Origin of the sequence: Nitrospirillum guaranorum, assembly GCF_034653275.1 — a bacterium.
Classification (GTDB): Bacteria; Pseudomonadota; Alphaproteobacteria; order Azospirillales; family Azospirillaceae; genus Nitrospirillum.
The window spans coordinates 882,527-906,505 of sequence record NZ_JAYEES010000004.1 but is presented as its reverse complement, the minus strand read 5'-3'; the positions used below and the strand labels follow the sequence as shown (position 1 = coordinate 906,505).

Sequence of the window (23,979 nt, the reverse complement as noted above, 5' to 3'; positions counted from 1 at the left end):
GAGAAAAAATAAGCCGGGCGTTGGCCGCCCGGCTTGAAACATCGGCTTGACGGGTGGCTTCGTCCCCTAGTTGGCGGGCACCACCGGCAGGTCGATGAAGCTGGCCTGCGCGCCCTGATGGAAGACGCGCTGCGTCGCCTTGCGATAGTCGCCCGGCTTGGCCAGGAAGATGTTGTCGACGAAGGTCTGCGGGTTGCGGTCGTACAGCGGGAACCAGCTGGACTGCACCTGCACCATGATGCGGTGGCCGGGCAGGAAGACGTGGTTGGCGTTGGGCAGCTCGAAGCGATAGCGCTGCACCTTGTCCGCCGGGATGGCGGTGGGGTGTTCCAGGCTGTCGCGATAGCGGCCGCGGAAGATGTCCATGCCCACGGCCAGCTGATAGCCGCCCATCTCCGGCTGCGACGGCACCTCATCGGGGTAGACGTCGATCAGCTTCACCACCCAGTCGCTGTCGGTGCCCGAGGTGGAGGCGTAGAGATTCACCACCGGCGCGCCGCTGATCTTCATCGGCGCGGTCAGCACATCGCTGGTGTAGACCAGCACGTCGGTGCGGTCGGCCACGGCCCGCTGGTCGGTGACCAGCCAGCGCTTCCAGGCGTCGCCATCGCCGAAGCGCACCGGGCGCGGCACATAGGGCACCGGCTTGGCCGGATCGGAGACATACTCGTCATAGGCGGGACCGCCCTTGGCCGGGGCGGTGAAGCCCAGGCCGCCGTTGGCCTGCAGGTACAGGGGCTTGGGCGTGGCGGCGCAGCCGGTGGCGCAGGACGTCGGCCACTTCTGCAAACGGCGCCAGACGTTGGTGCCGCTTTCGAACACCAGCACCGGCGGCGTATCGGCCTTGGGCGCGCCGTCCTTCAGGTGCTCATCAAGGAAGGGCAGCATGGTGTTGCGGCGGAAATCCAGGGCGGTGTCGCCCTCGAACTTCAGCGGGCCCAGGGTGCTGCCGTCGTAGTTCACGCCGCTGTGGCGCCAGGGGCCCAGCACCAGGTAGTTCAGGGTGTTGTTCGTGTCCTTGGGCTCGATCGCCTCATAGGTGTGGACAGCCCCGTACATGTCCTCCTGATCCCACAGGCTGGCCACGACCATGGTGGGCACAGTGGGGGTGCGGGCGCCCAGGATCACGTCCAACGCCTGGTTCTGCCAATAGGCGTCATAGGCCGGGTGCTCGACCAGCTTGTGCCAGTAGGGCAGCTGCTCCAGCCCGTATTGCCGGGCGAAGCCGTCGGCGGAGCCGGCGCGCAGGAAGGCGTCGTAGTCGTCGTAGATGCCGCGCGGGATGTCGCCGCCTTCGCCCCTCACCGTCGTCTGGTGCTGGAAATAGTCGAAGTTGGTCTGGCGGAAGGCGCCATTGTGGAACCAGTCGTCACCCTTCCAGCCATCGACCATGGGACTCATGGGCACGGCGGCCTTCAGTGCCGGGTGCGGGTTCACCAGCGCCATCAGCACCGTGAACCCTTCGTAGGAGGAGCCGACCATGCCGACCTTGCCGTTGCTCTCCGGCACGTTCTTCACCAGCCAGTCGATGGTGTCGTAGGCGTCGGTGGCGTGGTCGACCTCGCTGTCGTTCAGGGGACCGCGCAGGGGCCGGGTCATGACATAGTCGCCCTCCGAACCGTACTTGCCGCGGATGTCCTGGAAGACGCGGATGTAACCCTCGGCCACGAAGCTTTCATCCCCCATCGCCAGCGTCGCCTGCATGTGCGGGCTGGTGGACCGCCGGGCGCGCTTGGTGGCGTTGTAGGGGGTGCGCGTCAGCATGATGGGCGCGCCCTTGGCACCCACGGGGATGACGATGACGGTGTGCAGCTTCACCCCGTCGCGCATGGGGATCATGACGTCGCGCTTGATGTAGTCGGCGCCCTGGATGGTGCTATCGACCTTGGCCGGGATGTCGGGCGCCAGGTAGGGGGTGGCCGGCGACGGCTGCGGCGCCGTCTGCGCCAGGGCCGTCGTGGCCAGCAGCACGCCGATACCCATGCCCGCGCCGGCGCGGGCCAACCCGCCGGCCGTTCGTCCCACCTTGAACCACGCCATGACCTTGCCCCTTTATCCGATATCCCCTTGGCCCACGGCTGCCGTGGGCGGCATGACGATACCGGGGTAGGCTGGCGGGTCAAATGGCGTTCGGTAACGGAACTGTTACAGAAAGGGATGCGGACTCTTTAAGTGGAATTATTCCATGATGATGCGCGCCATGATAGTGTTGCGCCGCAACAAGGAGGTTCCTCACCATGCTGCTCAATCCCTTTGCCGATCCCACCAAGACCCTGACCCAGGACCTGTTGACGGAGTTCGAGACCATCCTGGGAAAGGGGGTCCTGGGCGCGCCGGTGGAAATCCCCGGCGGCCTGATCGTGCCGGTCAACATCACCACCTTCGGTGTCGGCGTCTACGGCGGCAGCGTCTGGGGTGAGGCCGTGGGCGGCGGGGGCGGGGGCGGTGTCATTCCCGCCGCCGTGCTGGTGGTGCAGGACGGCAAGGTGACCTTCCACCCCATCGCGCCGGAGACCACCAAGGCCGCAGCGGAGCATGTGACCGCCATGGTCAGCAAGATGCGCGGGCCTCGCGCGCCGCAGCAGGCTGAGGCGACACCGGTCGTCCCGGCGGCACCGATGCCGGCCACCGCCGACGCCTGACCTCACGCCGTGGCCGGGGGCGCCATGTCCGGCGCCATCTCCGGCGGCAGATAGTAGGCCGCCAGAAAGGACCAGAAGGCGTTGTCCATGAGGGACCGCGCCCGGTCCGGCAGGGTCTTGTACTTGCCCACGGCGCCGTCACCGATGTGGCTCCTGTGCCAGTGGGTGACGGGGTCGTAAAGGTTGGGATGGGCGTCGCTTCCGGCGTTTTCCACGAAGCGGCCGGTATCCTCCAACTGCGCCAGGGTTCGCTCCACCGTTCGGGTGCGCAGACCTTCGTGAATGGTGAGCAGCGCCGTGTCAGGCACCGTCACGCCGATAAATGCGGCGATGCGGGCCACCGAGTCCGGATGGTCGTGGAAACCGTCCTCGTAGCGGAACACCAGGGTGCGCCGGCCCTGGGCGACACAGGCCTGCACCCGGCGCACGCTGCGCAACACATAGGCGAAGGCCTCGTTGAACGGCTGATCAAAGCGCCGCATCAGCGAGGCGACACAGTCGCGCGGGTCCCGCAGGGTGATGATGGTGGCGATGTCCTCATGCGCGATGCGCAACTGCATCATGGTGTCAGGATGGTGGGTCTTCAGCACCACCGGCGTCCTGGCCTTCTCCCCGATGCCGACATAGTCCGCCAAATCATTGGCATAGTCGGACTTGAATCCGGACTCGCCATAAGCCTGGGCCAGCAATTGCCGCACTACATTGAATGACCAGGTGGAAGCACTGCCGGGCATGCCCACGCAAATAATCGCAACATTGTCGTCAATGATTGCGGGTTCGTCATTCTCTTGCATCATTGCAATAACCAAGCTGCCAATTTTATTGTTACTGATTTAGCGTCTATGACTTATACGCGGAGCGACGGTTATTTTGTCGCATCCGATCGGGTGACGTGGGCGGGGCATTCGGGCAGATGCCGCAGGGCGGCAAGGTAAAAAATTCCCGTACCACCGCGGCCTTGATGGTTGAACTAAGTCACTTGACTTCCTATTTCCGACGGGCAGGACTTCGGGGGGCGGATTGCTCGCACCGGGGGGGACATCGGGAAGCCTGCCTCATATCGGGATCAAGCCATCAGAGAGGGGCTGACGTGATCAAGACCTTGGGATATGCGGCCTATAAGGCCAAGGAGGCCCTGGCGCCGTTCACCTTCGAACGCCGGGCCCCCCGTGACCACGACGTGGTCATCGACATCCAGTACTGCGGCATCTGCCATTCGGACGTGCACCAGGCGCGGGACGAATGGGGCGGCAGCCTGTTCCCCATGGTGCCAGGGCACGAGATCGCCGGCATCGTCACCCAGGTCGGCCCGGCCGTCACCAAGTACAAGGTGGGCGACCGGGTGGGTGTCGGCTGTTTCGTCGACAGCTGCCGCGAGTGTGACTATTGCAAGCAGGGCCTGGAACAGTTCTGCACCCAGGGAATGACCGCCACCTACAACGCGGTGGAGCGTGACGGCAAGACGCTGAGCCAGGGCGGCTATTCCACCACCATCGTGGTGGACGAGAACTATGTCCTGCGCATTCCGGACAGCCTGCCGCTGGATGCCGCCGCCCCGCTGCTGTGCGCCGGCATCACCCTCTATTCCCCGCTGGCCCATTGGAAGGCCGGCCCGGGCAAGAAGGTGGCCATCATCGGCATGGGCGGCCTGGGCCACATGGGCGTGAAACTGGCCCACGCCATGGGGGCCGAGGTCACGGTGCTGAGCCAATCGCTGCGCAAGGAGGCCGATGGCCGGCGCCTGGGCGCCGACCATTTCCACGCCACGTCGGATGAGGCGACCTTCACCAAGCTGGCGGGCACCTTCGACCTGATCATCAACACGGTGTCGGCGCCCATCGACTGGAACGCCTATCTGGGGCTGCTGAAGGTCGACGGCGCCCTGGTCGTGGTGGGCGTGCCGGAGGAGCAGGTGCCAGTGGGCGCCTTCCCCTGATCATGGGCCGCCGCAGCCTGGCCGGTTCCCTGATCGGCGGCATCCAGGAAACGCAGGAGATGTTGGACTTCTGCGCCCAGCACGCCATCACCAGCGACATCGAGACCATCGCCATCAACCAGGTGAACGAGGCCTATGACCGCGTGGTCGCCAGCGACGTGCGGTATCGTTTCGTCATCGACATGGCGTCGCTGAAGACCGCTGAAGCCGGCTTCTAGGGCATTACGGTTCCGACCTCATACCGGGCGGCGGGGCTCTCCCGCCGCCCGCTTTATTTTGCTGAAATGGAATTTAGGTTGCGTCGGGCGCGCGCCGGTTGTTGCCGTCCCGGGCGCGGACTACGCTCAGGGGCATCGAATGGCCCTGAAGCGGTGACCGTATGCGTCCTGGTATATTGATCCTTGCCGGTGTGATCGCCGCGCTGTCTTCCGGGGCATGGGCCCAGGCCACTCCCGCCAGCCCTGCCGCCAATCCGGCCAACAGCCCGGCGGCCGGCCCCGCGGCACCACCGGCTCTGAAACGGGACGACCTGCCCCGTGACATCATCGTCACCCCGCAAGTGCTGCCGACGCCAGAGGAGGAGCAGGCCTACCACGATGCCGAATATGCCCGGCTCAAGGCCATGTTCGGCCCGCCGGAGCTGCCGCCGATCTCGCGGGGGGACGCCTTGAGCCGGGATGAGACGCAGAACACCGGCACCGTGGCGGGGCCCAAGGCGGTGAATTGTCCTGACGTCGTCGCCTGCTACGCGCCGCCCAAATAGGCCTGGCCACGGTCGCCGGACTTTTCGGGGAACGTCAGGAAAACCGTCAATGCGGCACGTTGCGCCGCAGCCAGCGGGCCGCGATGGCCACCACGCCGGCACAGACCGGCACGGCGATGGCCACGATGCGGGTGGTGGACGGCCAGCCCTCCGTCTCCGGCAGGCCGTGCATCACCTTTTCCACCAGCGACACCAGGTAGTAGGTGATGCCCACGATGGACAGGGCCTCCACCGCCTCCTGGATGCGGACATGCATGCTGGAATTGCGGTCCAGCGAGGTCAGCAGGGTGGCGCTCTGGCTGGACAGGCCGACATCCACGCGGGTGCGCAGGCTGGCCTGGGCGCGTTCCATGCCGGCGGCCAGTTCGCCCTGCAGGCGGTCGGCCGCCTCCACCGTGCGGATGCCGGGGCGCAGGCGCCGTTTCAGGAACAGGCCGACGCGCTGCAGGCCGGGGATGCGCTCTTCCCGCAGTTCGTCCAGACGCTCGCTGACGATCTCGCCATAAGCCAGGCTGGCGCCGAAGCGCCAGCGGTTGCGCGTCACCAGATGGCCCAGGTCGACCGCCAGATCGGTCAGGCTGTCCAGGATGGCGCGATCCTCCGCCGGCGTCTTGCTGTCGCGGATGCGGCCGACGCTGTCCTCCAGCCGGCGCTCCATGTCGGTCAGGATCGCCATGGTCTCCCGCGCCTGGGGGAAGGCCAGGAAGGCGGCGGCGCGATAGGTCTCGATCTCCAGGATGCGCTGTACCAGCCGGCCCAGCCGGTCGTCGGTGAGGCCCCGGTTCTGGATCAGGGCGCGGCTGTAGCCGTCGCCATCGATGTGGAAGTCCAGCGCCACCCAGGCCTCGCCGCCATTGACCACGGCGCCGGCGCAGCTGCCGGTGGGGAAGCGGGCGGCCAGCGCCACGGGGTCGGGCTGGCCCTCCGCCTGCTCCACCTGCACGTGGACCGCCGCCAGGCGCTGGGCGCCCAGGGGGCCGAACACGCTGTCCAGCAGGGTTTCCACCGCCAGGCGGGTCTCCGCGCCGTCCGTGCCGGTGATGGCCACGCTGACGCTGAGGAATTCGGTGTGGTGCTCCCACTTCACCTGGGCCGGCCGGCCGGCTATGGCCGTGGCGATGACGCCATAGCGGGGCGCCTCGGCATTGGGGGAGGGCAGGGCGTCCAGCACGGTCAGCAGGCGGCCGGCGCAGGCCGACCCGTCCGCCGGGGTGCAGAGGTAGGTGGCGTGGAAGACCTCCACCGGCGCCGTCACCGGCATGGCCATGCGGGAGTGCAGCTCCTGCATCAGCACGCCGCGCAGCGGGTGATCCGCCTCTATGCCCATGATGCCCTACCCCTCACGCCGTAAGCCGAAGTTCCGGGGGAATGCTAACACAGGGTGGGCGCCAAGCCAGGGCGCAGCCCTGTGCGCCGGGCGCACAGGGTGTTTCGCCCGCTGCATGGCTCGGGCGGTTGCCGATCAGGCGGCGGCAGGGCGCCGCTTGCGCAAAATCTCCAGGATTTCCGCCGCGGCCGTGGGAATGTTCGTGCCGGGGCCGTAAATGGCGGCGGCCCCCGCCTGGTACAACATGTCATAGTCCTGCGGCGGGATGACGCCGCCGCACACCACCAGGATGTCGCCGGCACCCTGCGCCTTCAGGCTGTCGATCAGGGCCGGCACCAGGGTCTTGTGCCCCGCCGCCTGCGACGACACGCCGATGACGTGCACGTCGTTCTCCACCGCCTGGCGGGCCGCTTCCTCCGGCGTCTGGAACAGCGGGCCCACGTCGACGTCGAAGCCGATGTCGGCGAAGGCCGTGGCGATGACCTTGGCGCCCCGGTCGTGGCCGTCCTGGCCCATCTTCACCACCAGCATGCGCGGCCGGCGGCCCTCGGCCTCCGCGAAGGCCTCCACATCCTTGCGGATACGGGCGAAGCCCTCATCGCCGTCATAGGCGGAACCATAGACCCCGCTGACGGAACGGATGACGGCACGGTGGCGGGTGAACACCTTCTCCAGCGCGTCGGAGATTTCGCCCACGGTGGCGCGGGCGCGCGTCGCCTTGATGGCCAGATCCAGCAGGTTGCCGGTGCCGTCGGCGGCCCCTTGCGACAGGGCGTCCAGCGCGGCCTTCACCGCCGCGTCGTCGCGGCTGGCGCGAATGGTGTTCAGCCGGGCGATCTGGGCCTCGCGCACGGCGGTGTTGTCGATGTCCAGCACCTCCACCCGCTCGGGGTTCTGCGGCCGGTACTTGTTGACGCCGACCACCACCTCCTCACCCCGGTCGATGCGGGCCTGGCGGCGGGCCGCCGCCTCCTCGATCATCAGCTTGGGCAGGCCGCTGTCCACGGCCTTGGTCATGCCGCCCATGCCCTCCACCTGGTCGATCAGCTTCTCGGCCTCGGCGGCCAGGCTGTGGGTCAGGCTCTCCACGTAATAGCTGCCGCCCAGCGGATCGACGACGTGGGGCACGCCCGTTTCCTCCGCGATGATCAGCTGGGTGTTGCGGGCGATGCGGGCGGAGAAGGGCGTGGGTAGGCCCAGCGCCTCGTCAAAGCTGTTGGTGTGCAGCGACTGGGTGCCGCCCAGCACGGCGGCCATGGCCTCGATGGTGGTGCGCACCACGTTGTTGTAGGGGTCCTGCTCCGTCAGGCTGACGCCCGAGGTCTGGCAGTGGGTGCGCAGGGCCAGCGACCGCGCGTCCAGCGGGTCGAAATGCTTCTTCATCAGCTTGGCCCACAGCAGACGGGCGGCGCGCAGCTTGGCCACCTCCATGAAGAAGTTCATGCCGATGGCGAAGAAGAACGACAGGCGTGGGGCGAATTGGTCGACCCTCAACCCCTTGGACGCCGCCGCCCGCACATACTCCAGCCCGTCCGCCAGGGTGAAGGCCAGTTCCTGCACCGCCGTCGCCCCGGCTTCCTGCATGTGGTAGCCGCTGATGGAGATGGAGTTGAACTTGGGCATGTTCAGCGCCGTGTACTCGATGATGTCGGCCACGATGCGCATGCTGGGGGTGGGCGGGTAGATGTAGGTGTTGCGGACCATGAACTCCTTCAGGATGTCGTTCTGGATGGTCCCCGACAGCTTGTCCTGGCTGACACCCTGTTCCTCCGCCGCCACGATGTAGCCGGCCAGCACCGGCAGCACGGCGCCGTTCATGGTCATGGACACGCTCATCTTGTCCAACGGGATGCCGTCGAACAGGATCTTCATGTCCTCCACGCTGTCGATGGCGACGCCGGCCTTGCCCACGTCGCCCACCACGCGCGGGTGGTCGCTGTCATAGCCGCGGTGGGTGGCCAGGTCGAAGGCCACCGACAGGCCCATCTGGCCCGCCGCCAGGTTGGCCTTGTAGAAGCGGTTGCTTTCCTCCGCCGTGGAAAAGCCGGCGTACTGCCGGATGGTCCAGGGCCGATGGCTGTACATGGTGGCCCGGGGACCCCGGGTATAAGGCGCGAAGCCGGGTAGGGTCTGCAGCTCCAGCCCCTCCAGATCCGCCGCGGTGTAGAGCGGCTTCACCGCGATGCCCTCGGGCGTGGCGCGCACCAGGCCTTCGGGGTCGGCGCCGAATTCCTTGGCGGCCAGGCGCTGCCAATCGGCCAGGGTCTTCTCGGGGAAGTCGCTCATGATGGTCACTCGAACTCGATGATGATCTGGTCGACGGCCAGGGACGTGCCCTTTTCGGCCGCGATCTTCTTGACCTTGCCGTCGGACTCGGCGCGCAGGATGTTTTCCATCTTCATGGCCTCCACCACCGCCAGCTCCTGGCCGGCCTTGACCTCGTCACCCACGGCGACCGCCACGGTGACCAGCAGGCCCGGCATGGGCGACAGCAGGAACTTGGACATGTCCGGTTTGGCCTTGATGGGCATCAGGGCCGCGAACTCCGCCGCGCGGGCGGTCAGCACCTGCACCTCCAGCTCCGCGCCGCCATGGAACAGCCGGTAACCGATGCCGGTGCCGTCCACCTGCACAGCCAGGGCGTGGCCGTCCACGGCGCCGGCCCACAGCGATTGGCCGGGGTGCCAGTCCGCGTTGCGCACCGCGTACGTCCGGCCGCCCAGTGCCACGTCATGGCCGCCGTCGACCGCCGTGACCTCCACCGGATGATTGTCACGGCCGCAACGCACCACCCAGCTGGCCGGCACCACGCGGCGGTGCCCCGCCATTTGGCCAGAGATGGTGGCGTCGCGCTCCACCCGGGTGCGGTGGATGCTGGCCGCCATGGCCAGCAGGCGGGTCAGCACCTCGGCCGGCAGTTCCCGGCCATGGAAGCCGTCGGGGAACTCCTCGGCGATGAAGTTGGTGGTCAGGCGCCCCTCGCCGAAGCGGCGGGATTCCACCAGGGCGGCCAGGAAGCTGATGTTGTGGCCCACGCCCCGGATCTGGAAGCGGTCCAGCGCGTCGCCCATGGCGGTGATGGCCGTGGCGCGGTCGGGGCCGTAGGTGATCAGCTTGGCGATCATGGGATCGTAGAACATGCTGATCTCACCCCCCTCATGGATGCCGGTATCCACGCGGACGATGCTGTCCTCTTGCGCGCCCGGCCCCTCGGCCGGGGGCCGGTAGCGGGTGACGCGGCCGATGGACGGCAGGAAGTTGCGCGTCGGCTCCTCCGCGTACACGCGGGCCTCCAGCGCCCAGCCGGTCAGTTTCACATCATCCTGGGTCAGGGGCAGCTTTTCGCCGGCTGCCACGCGGATCATCAGTTCCACGAGGTCCAGGCCGGTGATCATCTCCGTCACCGGATGTTCCACCTGCAGGCGGGTGTTCATCTCCAGGAAGTAGAAGTTGCGGTCCTTGTCGACGATGAATTCCACCGTGCCGGCGCTGCGGTATTGCACCGCCTGCGCCAGGGCGACGGCCTGCTCACCCATGGCTTGGCGCGTCGCCTCGTCCAGGAAGGGGCTGGGCGCCTCCTCGATCACCTTCTGGTGCCGGCGCTGGATGCTGCATTCACGCTCACCCAGGTAGACGCAGTTGCCATGGGCGTCGGCCATGACCTGGATTTCGATGTGCCGGGGCTCGGTCACGTACTTCTCGATGAAGACGCGGTCGTCGGCGAAGCTGGAGCGCGCCTCGTTGCTGGCGCTGCGGAAGCCCTCGCGCACCTGGGCGTCGTCCCAGGCCACGCGCATGCCCTTGCCGCCGCCGCCGGCCGACGCCTTGATCATCACCGGATAGCCGATGTCGTGGGCGATGCGCACCGCCTCCTCATCGTCCTTGATGACGCCCAGGTAGCCGGGAACGGTGGAGACGCCGGCGGCCTTGGCCAGCTTCTTGGACTCGATCTTGTCGCCCATGGCGCCGATGGCGTGGACGTCCGGCCCGATGAAGGCGATGCCGGCGGCCTTCAGCGCCTCGCAGAACGCGGCCTTTTCCGACAGGAAGCCATAGCCGGGATGCACCGCCTCGGCCCCCGTTTCCAAGCAGGCCTGGATGATGCGGTCGGCCACCAGGTAGCTTTGCGCCGACGGTGCGGCGCCGATGGCCACGGCCTCATCGGCCATCTGCACGTGCAAGGCGCCGGCGTCGGCCTCGGAATAGACGGCGACGGTCTTGATGCCCATGCGGCGTGCCGTCTTGATGACCCGGCAGGCGATCTCGCCCCGGTTGGCGATCAGGATTTTTGAAAACATCGCGGGTCAGGCCCCCAGAGTACGGCGGATTACAGCGGCAGGTTGTCGTGCTTCTTCCAGGGGTTCTCCAGCTTCTTGTTCTTCAGCATGGAGAACGCCTTGATCAGGCGGCGGCGGGTGTTATGCGGCATGATGATGTCGTCGATGTAGCCGCGTGAGGCCGCGACGAAGGGGTTGGCGAACTTCTGCCGGTATTCCTCCGTCCGCGCGTCGATCTTGGCCGCGTCGCCGATGTCGGCGCGGAAGATGATCTCGACGGCGCCCTTCGGCCCCATCACCGCGATCTCGGCCGACGGCCAGGCATAGTTGACGTCGCCGCGCAGGTGCTTGGACGCCATGACGTCATAGGCGCCGCCATAGGCCTTGCGCGTGATCAGCGTGACCTTGGGCACGGTGGCCTCGGCATAGGCGAACAGCAGCTTGGCGCCGTGCTTGATGATGCCGTTGTATTCCTGCGCCGTGCCGGGCAGGAAACCCGGCACGTCCACCAGGGTGCAGATCGGGATGTTGAAGGCGTCGCAGAAGCGCACGAAGCGCGCCGCCTTGATGGAACTGTCGATGTCCAGGCAGCCGGCCAGCACCAGCGGCTGGTTGGCCACGAAGCCGACGGTGGACCCGTTCAGGCGGCCGAAGCCGATGATGATGTTCTTCGCGTAGTCCGGCTGCAGCTCGAAGAAGTCGCCCTCGTCCACGACCTTCAGGATCAGTTCCTTCATGTCGTAGGGCTTGTTGGGGTTGGCCGGCACCAAGGTGCCCAGCGACGGCTCCGGCCGGTCGACGGGGTCGGCGGTGACGCGCACGGGCGCCGGCTCCCGGTTGGACAGGGGCAGGAAGTCGAAGAAGCGGCGGGTGTGCAGCAGCGCCTCGACATCGTTGTTGAAGGCGAGGTCGGCCACGCCGGACTTGGCGGTGTGGGTCACGGCCCCACCCAGCTCCTCCGCCGTCACCACCTCATGCGTCACCGTCTTCACCACGTCCGGGCCGGTGACGAACATGTAGCTGCTGTCCTTCACCATGAAGATGAAGTCGGTCATGGCCGGGCTGTAGACGGCGCCGCCGGCGCAGGGGCCCATGATCAGGGACAGCTGCGGCACCACGCCCGAGGCCAGGACGTTGCGCTGGAAGACCTCGGCATAGCCGCCCAGGCTGGCCACACCTTCCTGGATGCGGGCGCCGCCGCTGTCGTTCAGGCCGATGACGGGGGCGCCCACCTTCATTGCCTGGTCCATGATCTTGCAGATCTTTTCGGCATGCGCCTCGGACAGGGAGCCGCCGAAGACCGTGAAGTCCTGGCTGAAGACGAAGACCAGGCGACCGTTGATGGTGCCGTGGCCGGTCACCACGCCGTCGCCCGGCACCTTCTGCTCCGCCATGCCGAAGTCGGCGCAGCGGTGCTCCACGAACATGTCCCATTCCTCGAAGGAACCGGCGTCCAGCAGCAGCTCCAGCCGCTCGCGGGCCGTCAGCTTGCCCTTGGCATGCTGGGCCGCGACGCGCTTCTCACCGCCCCCGGCGCGCGCGCCCTGGCGTTTGGCTTCGAGGGTTTCAATGACCGTGAGCGTCAACGCCCGTCTCCTGACCGGTTATGGGTGCGCCGGATGGCGGCTGTCTTTTGGGTGTGGCGATGGCGGCGGGAGCCGCCTGGATTGACAGCTGCGATGTTTGCAAACAGTTTGATCCCAGTTCAAGCCGATGCCACGCGAAATCGTGCGACGCCGGGGTGGTTATTTTGTGAAGATTGTGAAATCCAGTGAGGGGCGGGTGGCCATGGCGGGCAAGATTTTCGCGGGCGAACGGGTGCGGCAGCTGCGTCAGCAGCGGGGCATGGCGCTGTCCGCCCTGGCCCAGGCCAGCCAGCTGTCCATGAGTTATTTAAGCCAGATCGAAAACAATCAACGTCCCCTCAGCACGGCGGCGCTCGCCGCCATCTCCGCCGTGTTCGGGGTGGAACCGCGCCATTTCGCCGACGACAGCGATTTGCGCCTGGGCAGTGAGCTGCGTGAGGTGCTGGGCGACCCGCTGTTCGCCGACGACGCTTCCAGCCTCAGCGCCATCAGCGACGCGGTGCGCGCCGCGCCCGGCATCGCCGGCCAGTTCATCAAGCTCTACCGCGCCTACCAGCATTTGATGGAGGAGGGGGCGCGCCACCGCCTGGACCAGGATCTGGAGATGGAGACCGGCGGCACGGCGCCCTTTCCCTATGACGACGTGCGCGATTTTGTGCAGAGCAAGCGCAACCACTTCGCCAGCCTGGACGTGGCGGCGGAGACACTGTTCGAAAGCCAGGGCTTCACCGCCACCCGCCTGCTGGAAGACCTGATCGACTACCTGCGCGACCGCCACGGCGTCACCTGCGCCGTCTCCGCCGCGCTGGGGACGGAAGGGGTGCTGTGGCGCTACGATCCCGCGCCGCGCCAGTTGCACCTGGCGGAAAGCGCGCCGCGCGAAAGCCGCGCCTTCTTCCTGGCGCAGCAGATCGGCCGCATGCAGTTCGCCCCCCTGATCGAGGAGGAGGTGCGCAAGGCCCCGCTGAGCAGCCCGGAGGCGCGTGCCCTGGCCTATACCGGCCTGGCCAATTATTTCGCCGGCGCCCTCATCCTACCCTACGGCCGCTTCCTGACCCAGGCGCGATTGGTGCGCCATGATATCGAGCGGCTGCAGCACCATTTCGGCACCAGTTTCGAGCAGGTGTGCCACCGGCTCAGCACCATGCAGCGGCCGGGCAACGCCGGCATCCCCTTCTATTTCCTGAAGGTCGACCGGGCGGGCAACATCTTCAAGCGCAGCAGCGCCACCCGGTTCCAGTTCGCCCGCTTCGGCGGCGCCTGCCCGCTGTGGAACGTGCATGAGGCCTTTGCCCAGCCCGGCCGCATCCTGGTGCAGGTGGCGCGCACGCCCGACGGAATCACCTATCTCTGCATCGCCCGCACCGTCACCATGACCGGCGGCGGCCACCTGTCCCGCCCGCGGGAGGCGGCGCTGGGCCTGGGCTGCGAGATCAGCCATGCCGCCGACCTGGTGTATTCCGCCGGCCTGGATTTGCAGAACCAGGAAACGGCGGTGCCCATCGGCTCCAGTTGCAAGGTCTGCGACCGCGACGACTGCCGCCACCGCGCCTTCCCTTCCATCGGGCGGGGCCTGGCCATAGCGGGACATGAGCGCCACGTGGTGCCGTTCAGCATGACGCCGGCGGGGGTGAAGTGAAGCCTAGCGGCCGGATGGCCGCGCCCGGCGTTTGAGGGCGCCCTTAACTCTCCGGTTCCGCCCGCTCCACCTCCCAGCTGACGGCGTAGACGTAGGGTTCCAGGCTGAGGCGGCCCACCATCTGCTCCATTGCCGCGTCGTTGCGGGTGGGGGAGACGGCCTTGGCCGTCACGTCGACCTTGGTGCTGTCCGGCACGTCCTGGCTGTCGATGCGGCGCAGGCCCAGGCCGCCATGGGTCAGGGCGTGCATGAGAAGGGAGCGGATGTGCGCCTCTTCCGCCCCCTTGCAGGTGACGGAAACGGTGTAGTGCGTCACCACGTCCGTCGCGACCAAGATGCGGCGGTTCAGGCGTCGCACCAGGGGGCGCAGGATCAGGTTGGTGACGATGACGAAGCCGGCCGCCGCCAGGCTGGGCAGCCAGTAGCCGCCGCCGGCGAAGGTGCCGACCATGGCGGAGCACCACAGGGTGGCGGCGGTGTTCAGGCCGTGAACGTTCACGCCTTCGCGCAGGATCACGCCTGCGCCCAGGAAGCCGATGCCCGACACCACCTGGGCGGCCACGCGGGTGGGATCTCCCTGGCCCACCATGGCCGAGAAAATGACGAAACCGGCGGAGCCCAGGGCCACCAGCGCGTTGGTGCGCAGGCCGGCCATCTTCTGGTGCAGCTGGCGCTCGAAGCCGATGCCGGAGCCCAGGGTCAAGGCCATGGCCAGGCGCAGCACGACTTCCAGGGGGTTGGTCAGGTCGCCGGTTATCATCCTGTATTCTCAATGTCTTTGGGCGCTGCGCCGATCGGCACCGTTATGGCGCCGGCCGAACCATAAGGCAAGCGGGCGGGCGGCCACGACCCTGTGGCAATCCGCGCGCCGAAGGCCCATATCGGTAGCGACTTGCTACAAAGGAGCGTCAGGCCATGGATGGCGAATACGAAGTGGTGCGCACCGACGAGGAATGGCGACAGCTGCTGACGCCGGAGCAGTACGCCGTCATGCGCGGCCACGGCACGGAACGGCCGGGCAGTTGCGCCCTGAACCATGAGAAGCGGCCGGGCACCTTCTCCTGCGCCGGCTGCGGCCAGCCGCTGTTCCAGTCCACCCGCAAGTTCGAGAGCGGCACCGGCTGGCCCAGCTTCAACGACCCGGTGGAGGGCTCCGTCGCCACCACGGTGGACCGCAGCTACGGCATGGTGCGGACCGAGGTGCACTGCGCCCGCTGCGGCAGCCACCTGGGCCACGTCTTCCCCGATGGCCCGCCGCCCACGCACCTGCGCTATTGCATCAACGGTGTTGCGATGAACTTCGAGGCGGATTGAGGGGTAAAGGATACCCTGGTCAGTGCCGGCCCAGCTTGCCCACGGCGGGGCCGGCGGCGGCCACCGCCTGCTCCGCGCACTTGGTCAGGGTGTTCTCCTGGCAGGTGACCTCGGTGAAGCCCAGCGTCTGGCCCTGGGCGGAAGCGTAGCGGATGGGGAAGGCCAGCTTGTAATGGATGCCGGCGCGGGCCGCCGCCGTGGGCCCTTGCACCACCACGATCAAGGAATTTGCCCGGTGCCCGCTGCTGAGCACGTAGGCGCCGTCGCGGCCGAAGGCCTGGACGACGGCACCGGCCAGGGCGGCCGTGACGTCGTCATCGCCGCCGCGCAGCACCTCCACTTCGGTGGGCGCGCCGGCCCAGGCAGGTGACCAGCCGGGGACGCACAGGGCGGTCAGACCCACCACCGCCGCCACTTTCACGATTCCGCGCGGATCCATCGCCCTGTCCCCTTTCTCCAGGCCCCGCGCACAGCTTTACGCGAAACGCTTGTGGGTTGGCCAGAGATGGGTCCCAGATGGGGGACCGCGCGTCGGCGCCTCTTAACCATAGTGCCTATGGCCTTACGTCGATTGCCGCGGCAAGCGGCGGGCCTGTAAAAACAATTCCACGCATCGCGGCGCAAAGGTGCCCGGGACGCCCTCCCGGACGGCATGGGGCGGGGGCCCGTCCGCGGACGAGGGCCTCGGATTGGGGGAAACATCATGGCATTGGTAAAGACCTCCCGCTTGGCCGGGGCGAAGGGCCGAACCCGCGCCCAAGCGGCGGCGGCCGCGACGGTCGAGCCGCCGGTGAAGGCCGCGCCCAAGGCCGTGGCACCGCCCAAGCGCGCGCGCCGGCCCCTGCTGGCCGCCACGCGCCAGACGGCGGCGGAGCGCATCGGCGCTGCCACCGAGGAATTGGCCGCCGGCGTGGCGGAGGCCTCCGCCGCGTCGGAGGAGCTGCGCCGGTCGCTGGAGCAGATCGCCAGCGCGGCGGAAGAGGCGGCGTCGGCCAGCCACGAATCCCTGGCGGCCGTCGCGGGCATGGCCACCTCGTTCCAGCAGGCGCGGGAGCGGGCGGACAGGACCCAGACGCGCACCCTGGCCCTGCAGACCCAGCTGACCGAGGCCGCCGCCCTGATCGAGGCGTCGGTGACGGCGGTGGGCGCCAGCGCCAACCGGCAACTGAAATCGGTCGACATCATCGTCACCCTGGAACGCCACGCCGCCCATATCGGCGAAATCACGCGCACGGTGGCCGACATATCCGACCAGACCGGCCTGCTGGCCTTGAACGCCGCCATCGAGGCGGCGCGGGCGGGCGATCTCGGCCGGGGCTTCGCCGTGGTGGCGGATGAGGTGCGCGCCTTGTCCGAGACCTCGGAGAAGCGGTCGCGCGACGTCCAGATCCTGGCCGGTAGCATCACGGACGACGTGCGCGTCGTCGCCGACCGGGTTCGCGCGGCGGCGGCCACGGCGACCGCCGAGGCGGCGGAGGGGCGCACCGTCACCATCCAGCTGGAGGGCACCCGGGCCGACCTGGCCGGTCTGGTCGATGGCGCCCAGGCCATCCTGCTGGCGGCGGTGGAGGCGGATGCCGCCGCGCGGGAGGCGCAGAAGGGCGCGGAGAACATCTCCAGCGCGGCGGAGGAGCAATCGGCCGGGGCGGCGGAAGCCCAGCGCTCCGTGGCGCAGCAGAGCCAGGCGTTGGACCAGAGCCGGCAGGCCGCCGACGCCCTGGCGGCCCTAGCCGAGGGCCTCAGCCTTGAAAGCCAGCGCGGCAGCCTGGTCGAAGACGTGGGCGCCATGGCGGAACAGCTGTCGGCGGCGGTGCAGCAGCTGTCGGGCGCCGCCGGCGAAATCCTGATCGCCATCAACCAGATCAGCCGCGGGGCCCAGATCCAGGCCGCCGCCACCCAGCAGTCCAGCAGCGCCATGGGCCAGATCCAGCGGGCGGCCCAGGCCACCAGCGCCAGCGCCGGCCAGGCGGTGGAGCGGATCAAGCGCTCGCAAGGCATGCTGGCCCAGGGCCGGGCCACCGTGGCCAGGCTGACCCAGGGCGTGGGCCGGGCCCTGGCCGAAACCCGCGCGGTGATCGACCTGGTGGCCGCGCTGGAGGAAGCAGGCCGGCGCATGGAGAAGATCGTGGATGGCATCGCCATCGTGGCGGTGCAGACCACGATGCTGGCCGTCAGCGGATCGGTCGAGGCGGCGCGGGTCGGGGACCAGGGCGCGGGCTTCGCCGTCGTTTCCACCGATATCCGCGCCCTGGCGCGGGACTCCGGCGAGAACGCGGACCGGGCGAAGGATGTCATCCGCCAGTTTCAGCTGCTGGTGGCGGCCGTGCGCCGCGATTTGGAACAGATCGCCGCCGTGGCTGAAGCCGAGATGCAGAAGAACAAGGAGATCGACGTCCGGCTGGCCGCCATCGCCACCGGCGCGCAGGAACTGTATGCCGCCGGCAGCGACATCGCCGCCGGCGCCGACGCCATCGGCGGCACGGTGCGTGAGGTGTTGAGCGGCGTGCAGCAGATCGCCGTGGCGGCGGAACTGGCTGGCGGGGCCGCCATCCAGGCCGCCACCGCCGCGCGGCAGCAGGCGCGCGGGGCGGAGGATTTGGCGGCCGCCATCGAGGAGATCGCGTCGCTGGCCGACGAGTTGCAGAAAGCCGGGTGATGGCCGCTTCCAAGGCGGCCCTGGGCCGCCAGCACGTGCTGACATTCCGCGTGGGCGCCACCCGGCTGGCCGCCCCGGCCGCCGACGTGACCGAGGTGTTGCGCCAGGTGCGCGTCACCCGGGTGCCGCACGCGCCGGCGGGCCTGGCCGGGGTGGCCAGCGTGCGCGGCGCCGTCGTGCCCGTGCTGTCGCTGGCCCGCCTGCTGGGCGGGGAGGAGGCCGCACCCGGCGCCGCTTCCCGCGTTCTGCTGATGCGGGCGGGGGAACCCGTGGCGCTGACGGTGGACGAGGTGGGGGCGCTGGCCCAGCTCGACACCGGCGCCGACCAGGTCGCCGGCGGGCTGTACGCCCATGAGAACGGTGCCCTGCGCCTGATCGACCTGGCCGGGCTACTGCGGCGGGAGTTCGCCGGGCTGGTCCGGCGCGGCGCCGCCGGCCGGGCGGAGCCGGCGCAGGCCCCCCGGCAGGCGGCCAGGGATGAGCGCGCCTTCCTGGCCTTCACCCTGGCGGATCAGGCTTATGCCCTGCCCCTGACGGAGGTTGGGGAAGTCATCACCCTACCGGATCATTTGGCGAAGCTGCCCCGGACCGACGCCGCCATGGTGGGCGCCGCGTCGGTGCGGGGCACCCTGCTACCCATCGTTTCGCTGCGGGCGCTGCTGGGCTTGGGTGTCGCCGCCGGTGATCAGCACGGGATGCGGGTGGTCGTCGCCCATGTCGGTGGCTCGCGGATCGGGCTGCTGGTTGATGGGCTGAATTCCATCCTCCGCGTCCCGGCGGATAGCGTCGGCGCCGTGCCGGCGGTGCTGAACCGGGGCCGGGGCGAAGCCCAGATCCAATCCATCTGCCGTCTGCCGGACGGTCGCGGCCTGGTTTCCATCCTGTCGAGCGCGCGGCTGTTCCGGGATGACACGGTGGCGCATCTTCTGGCGGATGGCGGTTCCGACCCGCGGGAGGCACCTGACATGAACCCTGAGGGCCGTGCGACGATGGGCGACCGCGTGGTGGTCTTCCAACTGGGCGACGAGGAATACGGCCTGCCCGTGGACGCGGTGGAGGAGGTGGTGCGCCTGCCCGATACCCTGACCCGCGTGCCCAAGGCGCCCGGCTTCATCGAGGGGGTCATGAACCTGCGCGGCCAGGTGTTGCCTGTCATCGACCAGCGCCGCCGGTTCGGCGTGGCGGGAGCCGGCACGGGCCGCCGCCGGGTCATCGTGACCCGCGTCAACGGCAAGCTGGCCGGCTTCGCCGTGGATGGCGTTTCGGAAATCCTGGCCCTGTCGCCCCACCAGGTGAGTGAGACTCCGGATTTCACCCAGCCGGGCGACGCCGGGGGCGCGCTGGTGTTCAGCCGCATCGCCAACCTGGAGACGGCGGACGGCGCCGGCCGCATGATCCTGCTGATCGAACCCCAAGCCTTGCTGGACCGGGCGGAGCGTGACCTGTTGGCCGCCCTCGATGCGGCCTTGAAGGGCGACGACGCCCCGGCGGGGAGCGACGCCATGACCGGTTCGGCCGCCCCGTGACCCGCCTGCTGATCGTCGACGACAGCGCCCTGGTTCGCCGCCTGCTGGGCGACCTGTTCGCCGCCGCCGGCGATTTCGAGGTGGCGTTCGCCCGCGACGGTCTGGAGGCGCTGACCCAGCTGCGCGCGTTCAGTCCCGACGTCATCACCCTGGACGTCCATATGCCGCAGATGGACGGGCTGACCTGCCTGGACCAGATCATGGTGGAACAGCCCCGGCCGGTGGTGATGGTCTCCTCCTTCACCGAGGCGGGGGCCGAGGTGACGCTGGAGGCCATGGCGCTGGGGGCGGTCGATTTCATCCAGAAGCCGGATGGGGCCATCTCCCTCAAGATGGACCAGTTGGGGCCCGGCCTGGTGGACAAGGTGCGCCAGGCGGCCGGCGCCCGCCTGCGCCGGTCCCACCGCCTGGCCGAGCGCCTGCGCCGGCAAGCGAGTGCCATCGAGGTCGACAGGCGGCACATCGGCGCCGTCCCCCAGCCTGAACATGTCCGGCCCAAACGCGCCCGGCCCAAACGCGCCCGGCTGGTGACCGACGCCCCGCCGCAGGAGGGTGCGGCCGCGCCGGGCGAAAGGCAGGCGCTGCCCGGCCTGGTGCTCGTCGGCTGTTCCACCGGTGGCCCGCCGGCGCTGGACGCCGTGCTGGAAGGGTTGCCGGCGGATTTCCCCTGGCCGGTGCTGGTGGCCCAGCACATGCCGGCCACCTTCACCGGCCCGTTGGCGCGCCGCCTGGACCGCCTCTGCGCCCTGACGGTGCAGGAAGTGGCGCGGCCCACCCCGCTGGCCCCGGGGAACGTCTATATCGGCCGGGGCGACGCCGACCTGGTCCTGAGCCAGCGTCCCTCCGGCCTGGTGGCGCTGCCTACCCCCGCCAAGGAGGAATACCGCTGGCATCCCAGTGTCGACCGGCTGGTCGACAGCGCGCTGTCGCTGGTGGAGCCATGGCGCCTGGTGGGCGTGCTGATGACCGGCATGGGCTATGATGGCGCGGCCGCCATGACCCGCCTGCACAACGACGGCGGACGCACCATCGCGGAGTCCGAGGAGAGCGCCGTGGTCTGGGGCATGCCAGGTGAGCTGGTCAAGGCGGGCGGGGCGGACGTGGTGGCCCCCCTGGAGGAGATATCGGGCCGTCTGGTGCGCATGGTGGCCGGCCGATGAGCCCATACCGCGCCCAGGGCCCCAACGGCGATGCACCGCTGCTGAGCGCGCCCGAACTCGCCCGCTTCTGCGAGTTCCTGTATGAGCGCACGGGCATGCAGTTCGGGGAGAGCAAGCGGTATTACGTCGACCGGCGGGTGGGCCAGCGCATGGCGCAGACGGGGGCCGGCAGCTTCACCGACTATTTCAACCGCCTGCGCCAGGATCCCGTGGAGGCGGAGCGGCTGATCAACAGCTTCACCATCAACGAGACGTATTTCTACCGCGAAGACCATCAGCTGAAGAGCCTCGGCCGCGACATGCTGCCGGACATCGTTTCCCGGCGGGGGCCGGGCGACAAGCTGCGCCTATGGTCCATCCCCTGCTCGACGGGCGAGGAACCCTATTCCATCGCCATCTGGCTGCTGGAGAACTGGGCCATGGTGGACGCCTACCATGTGGAGATCGTCGGCTCGGACATCGACACCCAGGCCCTGGAGGAAGCGCGGTCGGGGCGTTACGCGGCCAAGTCGCTGGCCCGCCTGCCGCCGGATCTGCAGCGGGACTATTTCCTGCCGTCCAAGGGTCGGGGTGGGGTTGGGCATTTCCAGATCATCCAGGATTTGCGGGAATCCGTGACCTTCACCAACGCCAACGTCATGGATGGGGACGCGCTGGCCATCCACGGCAAGTTCGATGTCATCTTCTGCCGCAACCTGTTGATCTATTTTGACGACCAGTCGCGGCGCCAGGCGGTGCGCAACCTGTACGACCGGCTGGTGCCCGGCGGCTATCTTTGCCTGGGCCACTCAGAGTCGCTGGCGCGCCTGAGCGACAGTTTCGACGTGCAGCGTTTCGCGGACGCCGTGGTCTACCAGCGCCCGCGGGAGCCCCGCCCAACCAAGGCGGGTCGCGATGGATGAACTGCTGGAACAGTTCCTGATCGAGGGGCCGGAGCAGGTGCAGCAGGCGGGCGAAGCCTTGCTGGCCCTGGAAGGCGGGCCGGATGACGCCGCCCTGGTCGACCAGGCCTTCCGCGCCATCCACACGCTCAAGGGCTCCGTCGGCTTGTTCGACCTGCCGGCCATGGGTCGGGTGCTGCACGTGGCGGAGGATCTGCTGGGCGCGTGGCGCGACGGGCGGCAGACCCCGTCGCGAGGCGCCGTGGACGCCCTGATCGCCGCCACCGGCCAGACGGAACGCTGGCTGGGCGCCCTGGCGGCGACGGGTGGCGGCCTGCCGGCGGACGCCGACGCCGTGTCGGCCGACCTGGTCAGCCGCCTGAGCCGCGTCCTGGACGGCGATGCGCCGGCATCCGCGGCGGTACCGGCGAGGCACATCGACACCGCTTGGGTCGAGGCCCTGTTCCGGGACCGAGAATTGGATCCCACCCGTCACCCCACGGTGACGGCCTTGCGCTATGTCCCCGATGCCGGCTGCTATTTCCGGGGGGAGGATCCCATCGCCTTCGCGCGGGCGGTGCCGGATCTGCTGGCCCTGCGCATCACCCGGCGGGATCCCGCCGCGCCGGTCGCCATCGCTGCCTATGACGCCTACGCCTGCGACCTGGTGGTTGAGCTGCTGTCGGCGGCGGCGCTCGAGGCGGTCAAGGGCCCTTTCCGCTTCGTGCCCGACCAAATCCAGCTGCTGTCCTGGTCGCCGCCGCCCGTGCCATCCACGCCCGTCCCGCCGCCAGCCCCGGCGGAGGGGCCGCGCAGCCTGAGGGTGGACGCCGGTCGCATCGACGCCCTGGCCCTGCTGGTGGATGAGCTGGTGGTGGCAAAGAACGCCCTGTCCGACCTGGCGGGGCAGATGGCGGACGGATTGGCGCCGCAAGCGGCGGCGCAAATACTAAGTGACCGCCAGGCGGCTCTGGACCGGCTGGTCGGGCGCCTGCACCGCACGGTGATGGGTATACGCCTGGTGCCCATCCTGCCCTTGCTGCGCCGCTTCCCCCCGGTGGTGCGCGAGACCGCGATCGCCTTGGGCAAGGAGGTCGACCTGGTGGTCGACGGCCAGGACGTCCAGGTCGACAAGGCCATCGTCGAGGGGTTGTTCGAGCCCCTGACCCATTTACTGCGCAACGCCGTTGATCATGGCATCGAGACGACGGCGCAGCGGGTGGCTTCGGGCAAGCCCGCCCGGGCCTTGATCAGCCTGGTTGCCCGGCGCGAGGGCGACCATGTGGTCATCGCGGTGACGGACGACGGGCGGGGCATGGACCCGGCCCGCATCCGCCAGGCCGCCGCCGCGCGCGGGCTTTTGCCCGCCCGCATGCTGGACGCCCTGACTGACGATCAGGTGCTGGACCTGGTGTTCCGCCCCGGCTTCTCCACGGCCGAAGCGGTGACCGACCTGTCCGGGCGGGGGGTGGGCATGGACGCCGTGCGCGCCGCGGTTGGCCGCCAGGGCGGCAGCGTCGCCATCAGCAGCATGGCCGGCCAGGGCACGACGGTGCGTCTGGTCCTGCCCCTGAACCTGGTGTTGACCAAGGTCATGGTCGTGGCCGTGGCGGGGGAACGCTACGGCATCCCCATGGATGGCATCGTGGAAACGGCGCGCGTGGAGCCGGACCGCGTCCAGCCCATCCGCGCCGGCCGGGCCTTCGTGCTGCGTGACACGGCCGTACCGCTTTTGCCCCTGGCGGGGTTGCTGGGGCTGTCGGAAGAGGGGCGCCTGGATGGGGTGCCGTGCCGGGCGGTGGTGGTGCGGGTGGGCGGTGACCTGGTGGCGGTGGAGGTCGACGCCTTCGTCGGCCGTCGCGACGTGGTGTTGCGGCCCCTGACCGGCCTGCTGTCCGCGATGCCGGGCCTGTTGGGGACAACTCTTTTGGGGGATGGGCACCTGCTGATGGTCCTGGATGTGCCCGGCCTGATCGCCGCCGCGCCGGGCGACACGGCGCCGGCGGGGCAGGGGGCACCATGACGGTGGAGGTCGAGGGGACTGTTATCCGCCTGCGGGGCGCCTGCGCCGCCGAGGACGCGGAAATCTTGCTGTCGCGGCTGCAGGCGGCGCCCGAGTCTGAAATCGACGTCACCGCCTGCCGCCATCTGCACGGCGCCGTTGTCCAGGTTTTGCTCGCTTTGCGACCTAATGTACGCGGTATGGCCGAAGATATATTTCTGCGCGATTGGGTCATACCCAATTTGGCCGCAGGTCGCTAAGTCTTTCGCA

20 protein-coding genes are annotated in these 23,979 nt (G+C 68.9%); 12 read left to right on the top strand and 8 right to left on the bottom strand.

Going from position 1 to position 23,979, the window contains the following annotated elements:
* Positions 1-66: 66 nt before the first annotated feature.
* Positions 67-2,040, bottom strand: a complete 1,974-nt coding sequence (locus UAJ10_RS25805; protein ID WP_322918178.1) for a CocE/NonD family hydrolase — start codon at positions 2,038-2,040, stop codon at positions 67-69.
* A 197-nt stretch (positions 2,041-2,237) separates the two neighbouring features.
* Here UAJ10_RS25805 and UAJ10_RS25800 point away from each other — a divergent pair, with 197 nt between their 5' ends.
* Entirely contained in the window at positions 2,238-2,642 is a 405-nt protein-coding gene (locus tag UAJ10_RS25800) for a spore germination protein GerW family protein (RefSeq protein ID WP_322918176.1), read from the top strand.
* A 2-nt stretch (positions 2,643-2,644) separates the two neighbouring features.
* On the opposite strand, the gene UAJ10_RS25795 is transcribed toward UAJ10_RS25800, so the two are convergent.
* A complete protein-coding gene (locus UAJ10_RS25795) occupies positions 2,645-3,376 on the bottom strand; it encodes a sulfotransferase domain-containing protein (RefSeq protein WP_322918175.1) in 732 nt (243 codons plus the stop codon).
* Positions 3,377-3,732: 356 nt separating this feature from the next.
* Here UAJ10_RS25795 and UAJ10_RS25790 point away from each other — a divergent pair, with 356 nt between their 5' ends.
* The 3 genes from UAJ10_RS25790 (at position 3,733) to UAJ10_RS25785 (ending at position 5,341) form a co-directional block, all read left to right on the top strand.
* Complete coding sequence (locus tag UAJ10_RS25790) at positions 3,733-4,578, top strand: NAD(P)-dependent alcohol dehydrogenase (protein WP_416235406.1); 846 nt, start codon at positions 3,733-3,735, stop codon at positions 4,576-4,578.
* A 2-nt stretch (positions 4,579-4,580) separates the two neighbouring features.
* Positions 4,581-4,796 (top strand): hypothetical protein, encoded by a 216-nt coding sequence (locus UAJ10_RS29965; protein WP_416235405.1) that lies wholly within the window; start codon positions 4,581-4,583, stop codon positions 4,794-4,796.
* Positions 4,797-4,987: 191 nt separating this feature from the next.
* On the top strand, positions 4,988-5,341 hold the full coding sequence (locus UAJ10_RS25785) for a hypothetical protein (RefSeq protein ID WP_322918174.1): 354 nt from the start codon (positions 4,988-4,990) through the stop codon (positions 5,339-5,341).
* Positions 5,342-5,387: 46 nt separating this feature from the next.
* Here the strand turns inward: UAJ10_RS25785 and UAJ10_RS25780 are convergent, their stop codons facing one another.
* The 4 genes from UAJ10_RS25780 to UAJ10_RS25765 form a co-directional block, all read right to left on the bottom strand.
* Positions 5,388-6,668: a DUF3422 family protein gene (locus UAJ10_RS25780; RefSeq protein WP_322918173.1), complete on the bottom strand. Its 1,281-nt coding sequence runs from the start codon at positions 6,666-6,668 to the stop codon at positions 5,388-5,390.
* Between the two features lie 135 nt (positions 6,669-6,803).
* Positions 6,804-8,954 carry a methylmalonyl-CoA mutase gene (gene scpA, locus UAJ10_RS25775; RefSeq protein WP_322918172.1) on the bottom strand — a complete coding sequence of 717 codons (2,151 nt, stop codon included), beginning with the start codon at positions 8,952-8,954 and terminating at the stop codon, positions 6,804-6,806.
* A 5-nt stretch (positions 8,955-8,959) separates the two neighbouring features.
* A complete protein-coding gene (locus UAJ10_RS25770) occupies positions 8,960-10,966 on the bottom strand; it encodes an acetyl/propionyl/methylcrotonyl-CoA carboxylase subunit alpha (protein WP_322918170.1) in 2,007 nt (668 codons plus the stop codon).
* Positions 10,967-10,995: 29 nt separating this feature from the next.
* Positions 10,996-12,531, bottom strand: coding sequence for an acyl-CoA carboxylase subunit beta (locus tag UAJ10_RS25765; protein WP_277908630.1), 1,536 nt, complete (start codon positions 12,529-12,531; stop codon positions 10,996-10,998).
* Between the two features lie 202 nt (positions 12,532-12,733).
* On the opposite strand from UAJ10_RS25765, the gene UAJ10_RS25760 reads away from it, so the two are divergent.
* Positions 12,734-14,170, top strand: a complete 1,437-nt coding sequence (locus UAJ10_RS25760) for a helix-turn-helix domain-containing protein (RefSeq protein WP_322918168.1) — start codon at positions 12,734-12,736, stop codon at positions 14,168-14,170.
* A 43-nt stretch (positions 14,171-14,213) separates the two neighbouring features.
* On the opposite strand, the gene UAJ10_RS25755 is transcribed toward UAJ10_RS25760, so the two are convergent.
* A complete protein-coding gene (locus UAJ10_RS25755) occupies positions 14,214-14,930 on the bottom strand; it encodes an MgtC/SapB family protein (RefSeq protein WP_322918166.1) in 717 nt (238 codons plus the stop codon).
* Between the two features lie 155 nt (positions 14,931-15,085).
* Here UAJ10_RS25755 and msrB point away from each other — a divergent pair, with 155 nt between their 5' ends.
* Positions 15,086-15,484, top strand: a complete 399-nt coding sequence (msrB, locus tag UAJ10_RS25750; protein WP_040847084.1) for a peptide-methionine (R)-S-oxide reductase MsrB — start codon at positions 15,086-15,088, stop codon at positions 15,482-15,484.
* A 19-nt stretch (positions 15,485-15,503) separates the two neighbouring features.
* Here the strand turns inward: msrB and UAJ10_RS25745 are convergent, their stop codons facing one another.
* Entirely contained in the window at positions 15,504-15,923 is a 420-nt protein-coding gene (locus tag UAJ10_RS25745) for a hypothetical protein (RefSeq protein WP_322918163.1), read from the bottom strand.
* A 264-nt stretch (positions 15,924-16,187) separates the two neighbouring features.
* Here UAJ10_RS25745 and UAJ10_RS25740 point away from each other — a divergent pair, with 264 nt between their 5' ends.
* From UAJ10_RS25740 to UAJ10_RS25715, 6 genes are read left to right on the top strand one after another with little or no spacing between them, the layout of a single operon-like run.
* A complete protein-coding gene (locus tag UAJ10_RS25740; protein WP_322918161.1) occupies positions 16,188-18,140 on the top strand; it encodes a methyl-accepting chemotaxis protein in 1,953 nt (650 codons plus the stop codon).
* Entirely contained in the window at positions 18,140-19,666 is a 1,527-nt protein-coding gene (locus tag UAJ10_RS25735; protein ID WP_322918158.1) for a chemotaxis protein CheW, read from the top strand. The genes UAJ10_RS25740 and UAJ10_RS25735 overlap by 1 nt, the downstream gene beginning before the upstream one ends.
* Complete coding sequence (gene cheB / locus UAJ10_RS25730; RefSeq protein WP_322918156.1) at positions 19,663-20,826, top strand: chemotaxis-specific protein-glutamate methyltransferase CheB; 1,164 nt, start codon at positions 19,663-19,665, stop codon at positions 20,824-20,826. The genes UAJ10_RS25735 and cheB overlap by 4 nt, the downstream gene beginning before the upstream one ends.
* Positions 20,823-21,728 (top strand): CheR family methyltransferase, encoded by a 906-nt coding sequence (locus tag UAJ10_RS25725; protein ID WP_322918154.1) that lies wholly within the window; start codon positions 20,823-20,825, stop codon positions 21,726-21,728. Before cheB ends, UAJ10_RS25725 begins: the two co-directional genes overlap by 4 nt.
* Positions 21,721-23,730, top strand: coding sequence for a chemotaxis protein CheA (locus tag UAJ10_RS25720; RefSeq protein WP_322918152.1), 2,010 nt, complete (start codon positions 21,721-21,723; stop codon positions 23,728-23,730). Before UAJ10_RS25725 ends, UAJ10_RS25720 begins: the two co-directional genes overlap by 8 nt.
* Positions 23,727-23,969 carry a hypothetical protein gene (locus UAJ10_RS25715; RefSeq protein WP_322918150.1) on the top strand — a complete coding sequence of 81 codons (243 nt, stop codon included), beginning with the start codon at positions 23,727-23,729 and terminating at the stop codon, positions 23,967-23,969. Before UAJ10_RS25720 ends, UAJ10_RS25715 begins: the two co-directional genes overlap by 4 nt.
* The last annotated feature ends 10 nt before the right edge of the window (positions 23,970-23,979 follow it).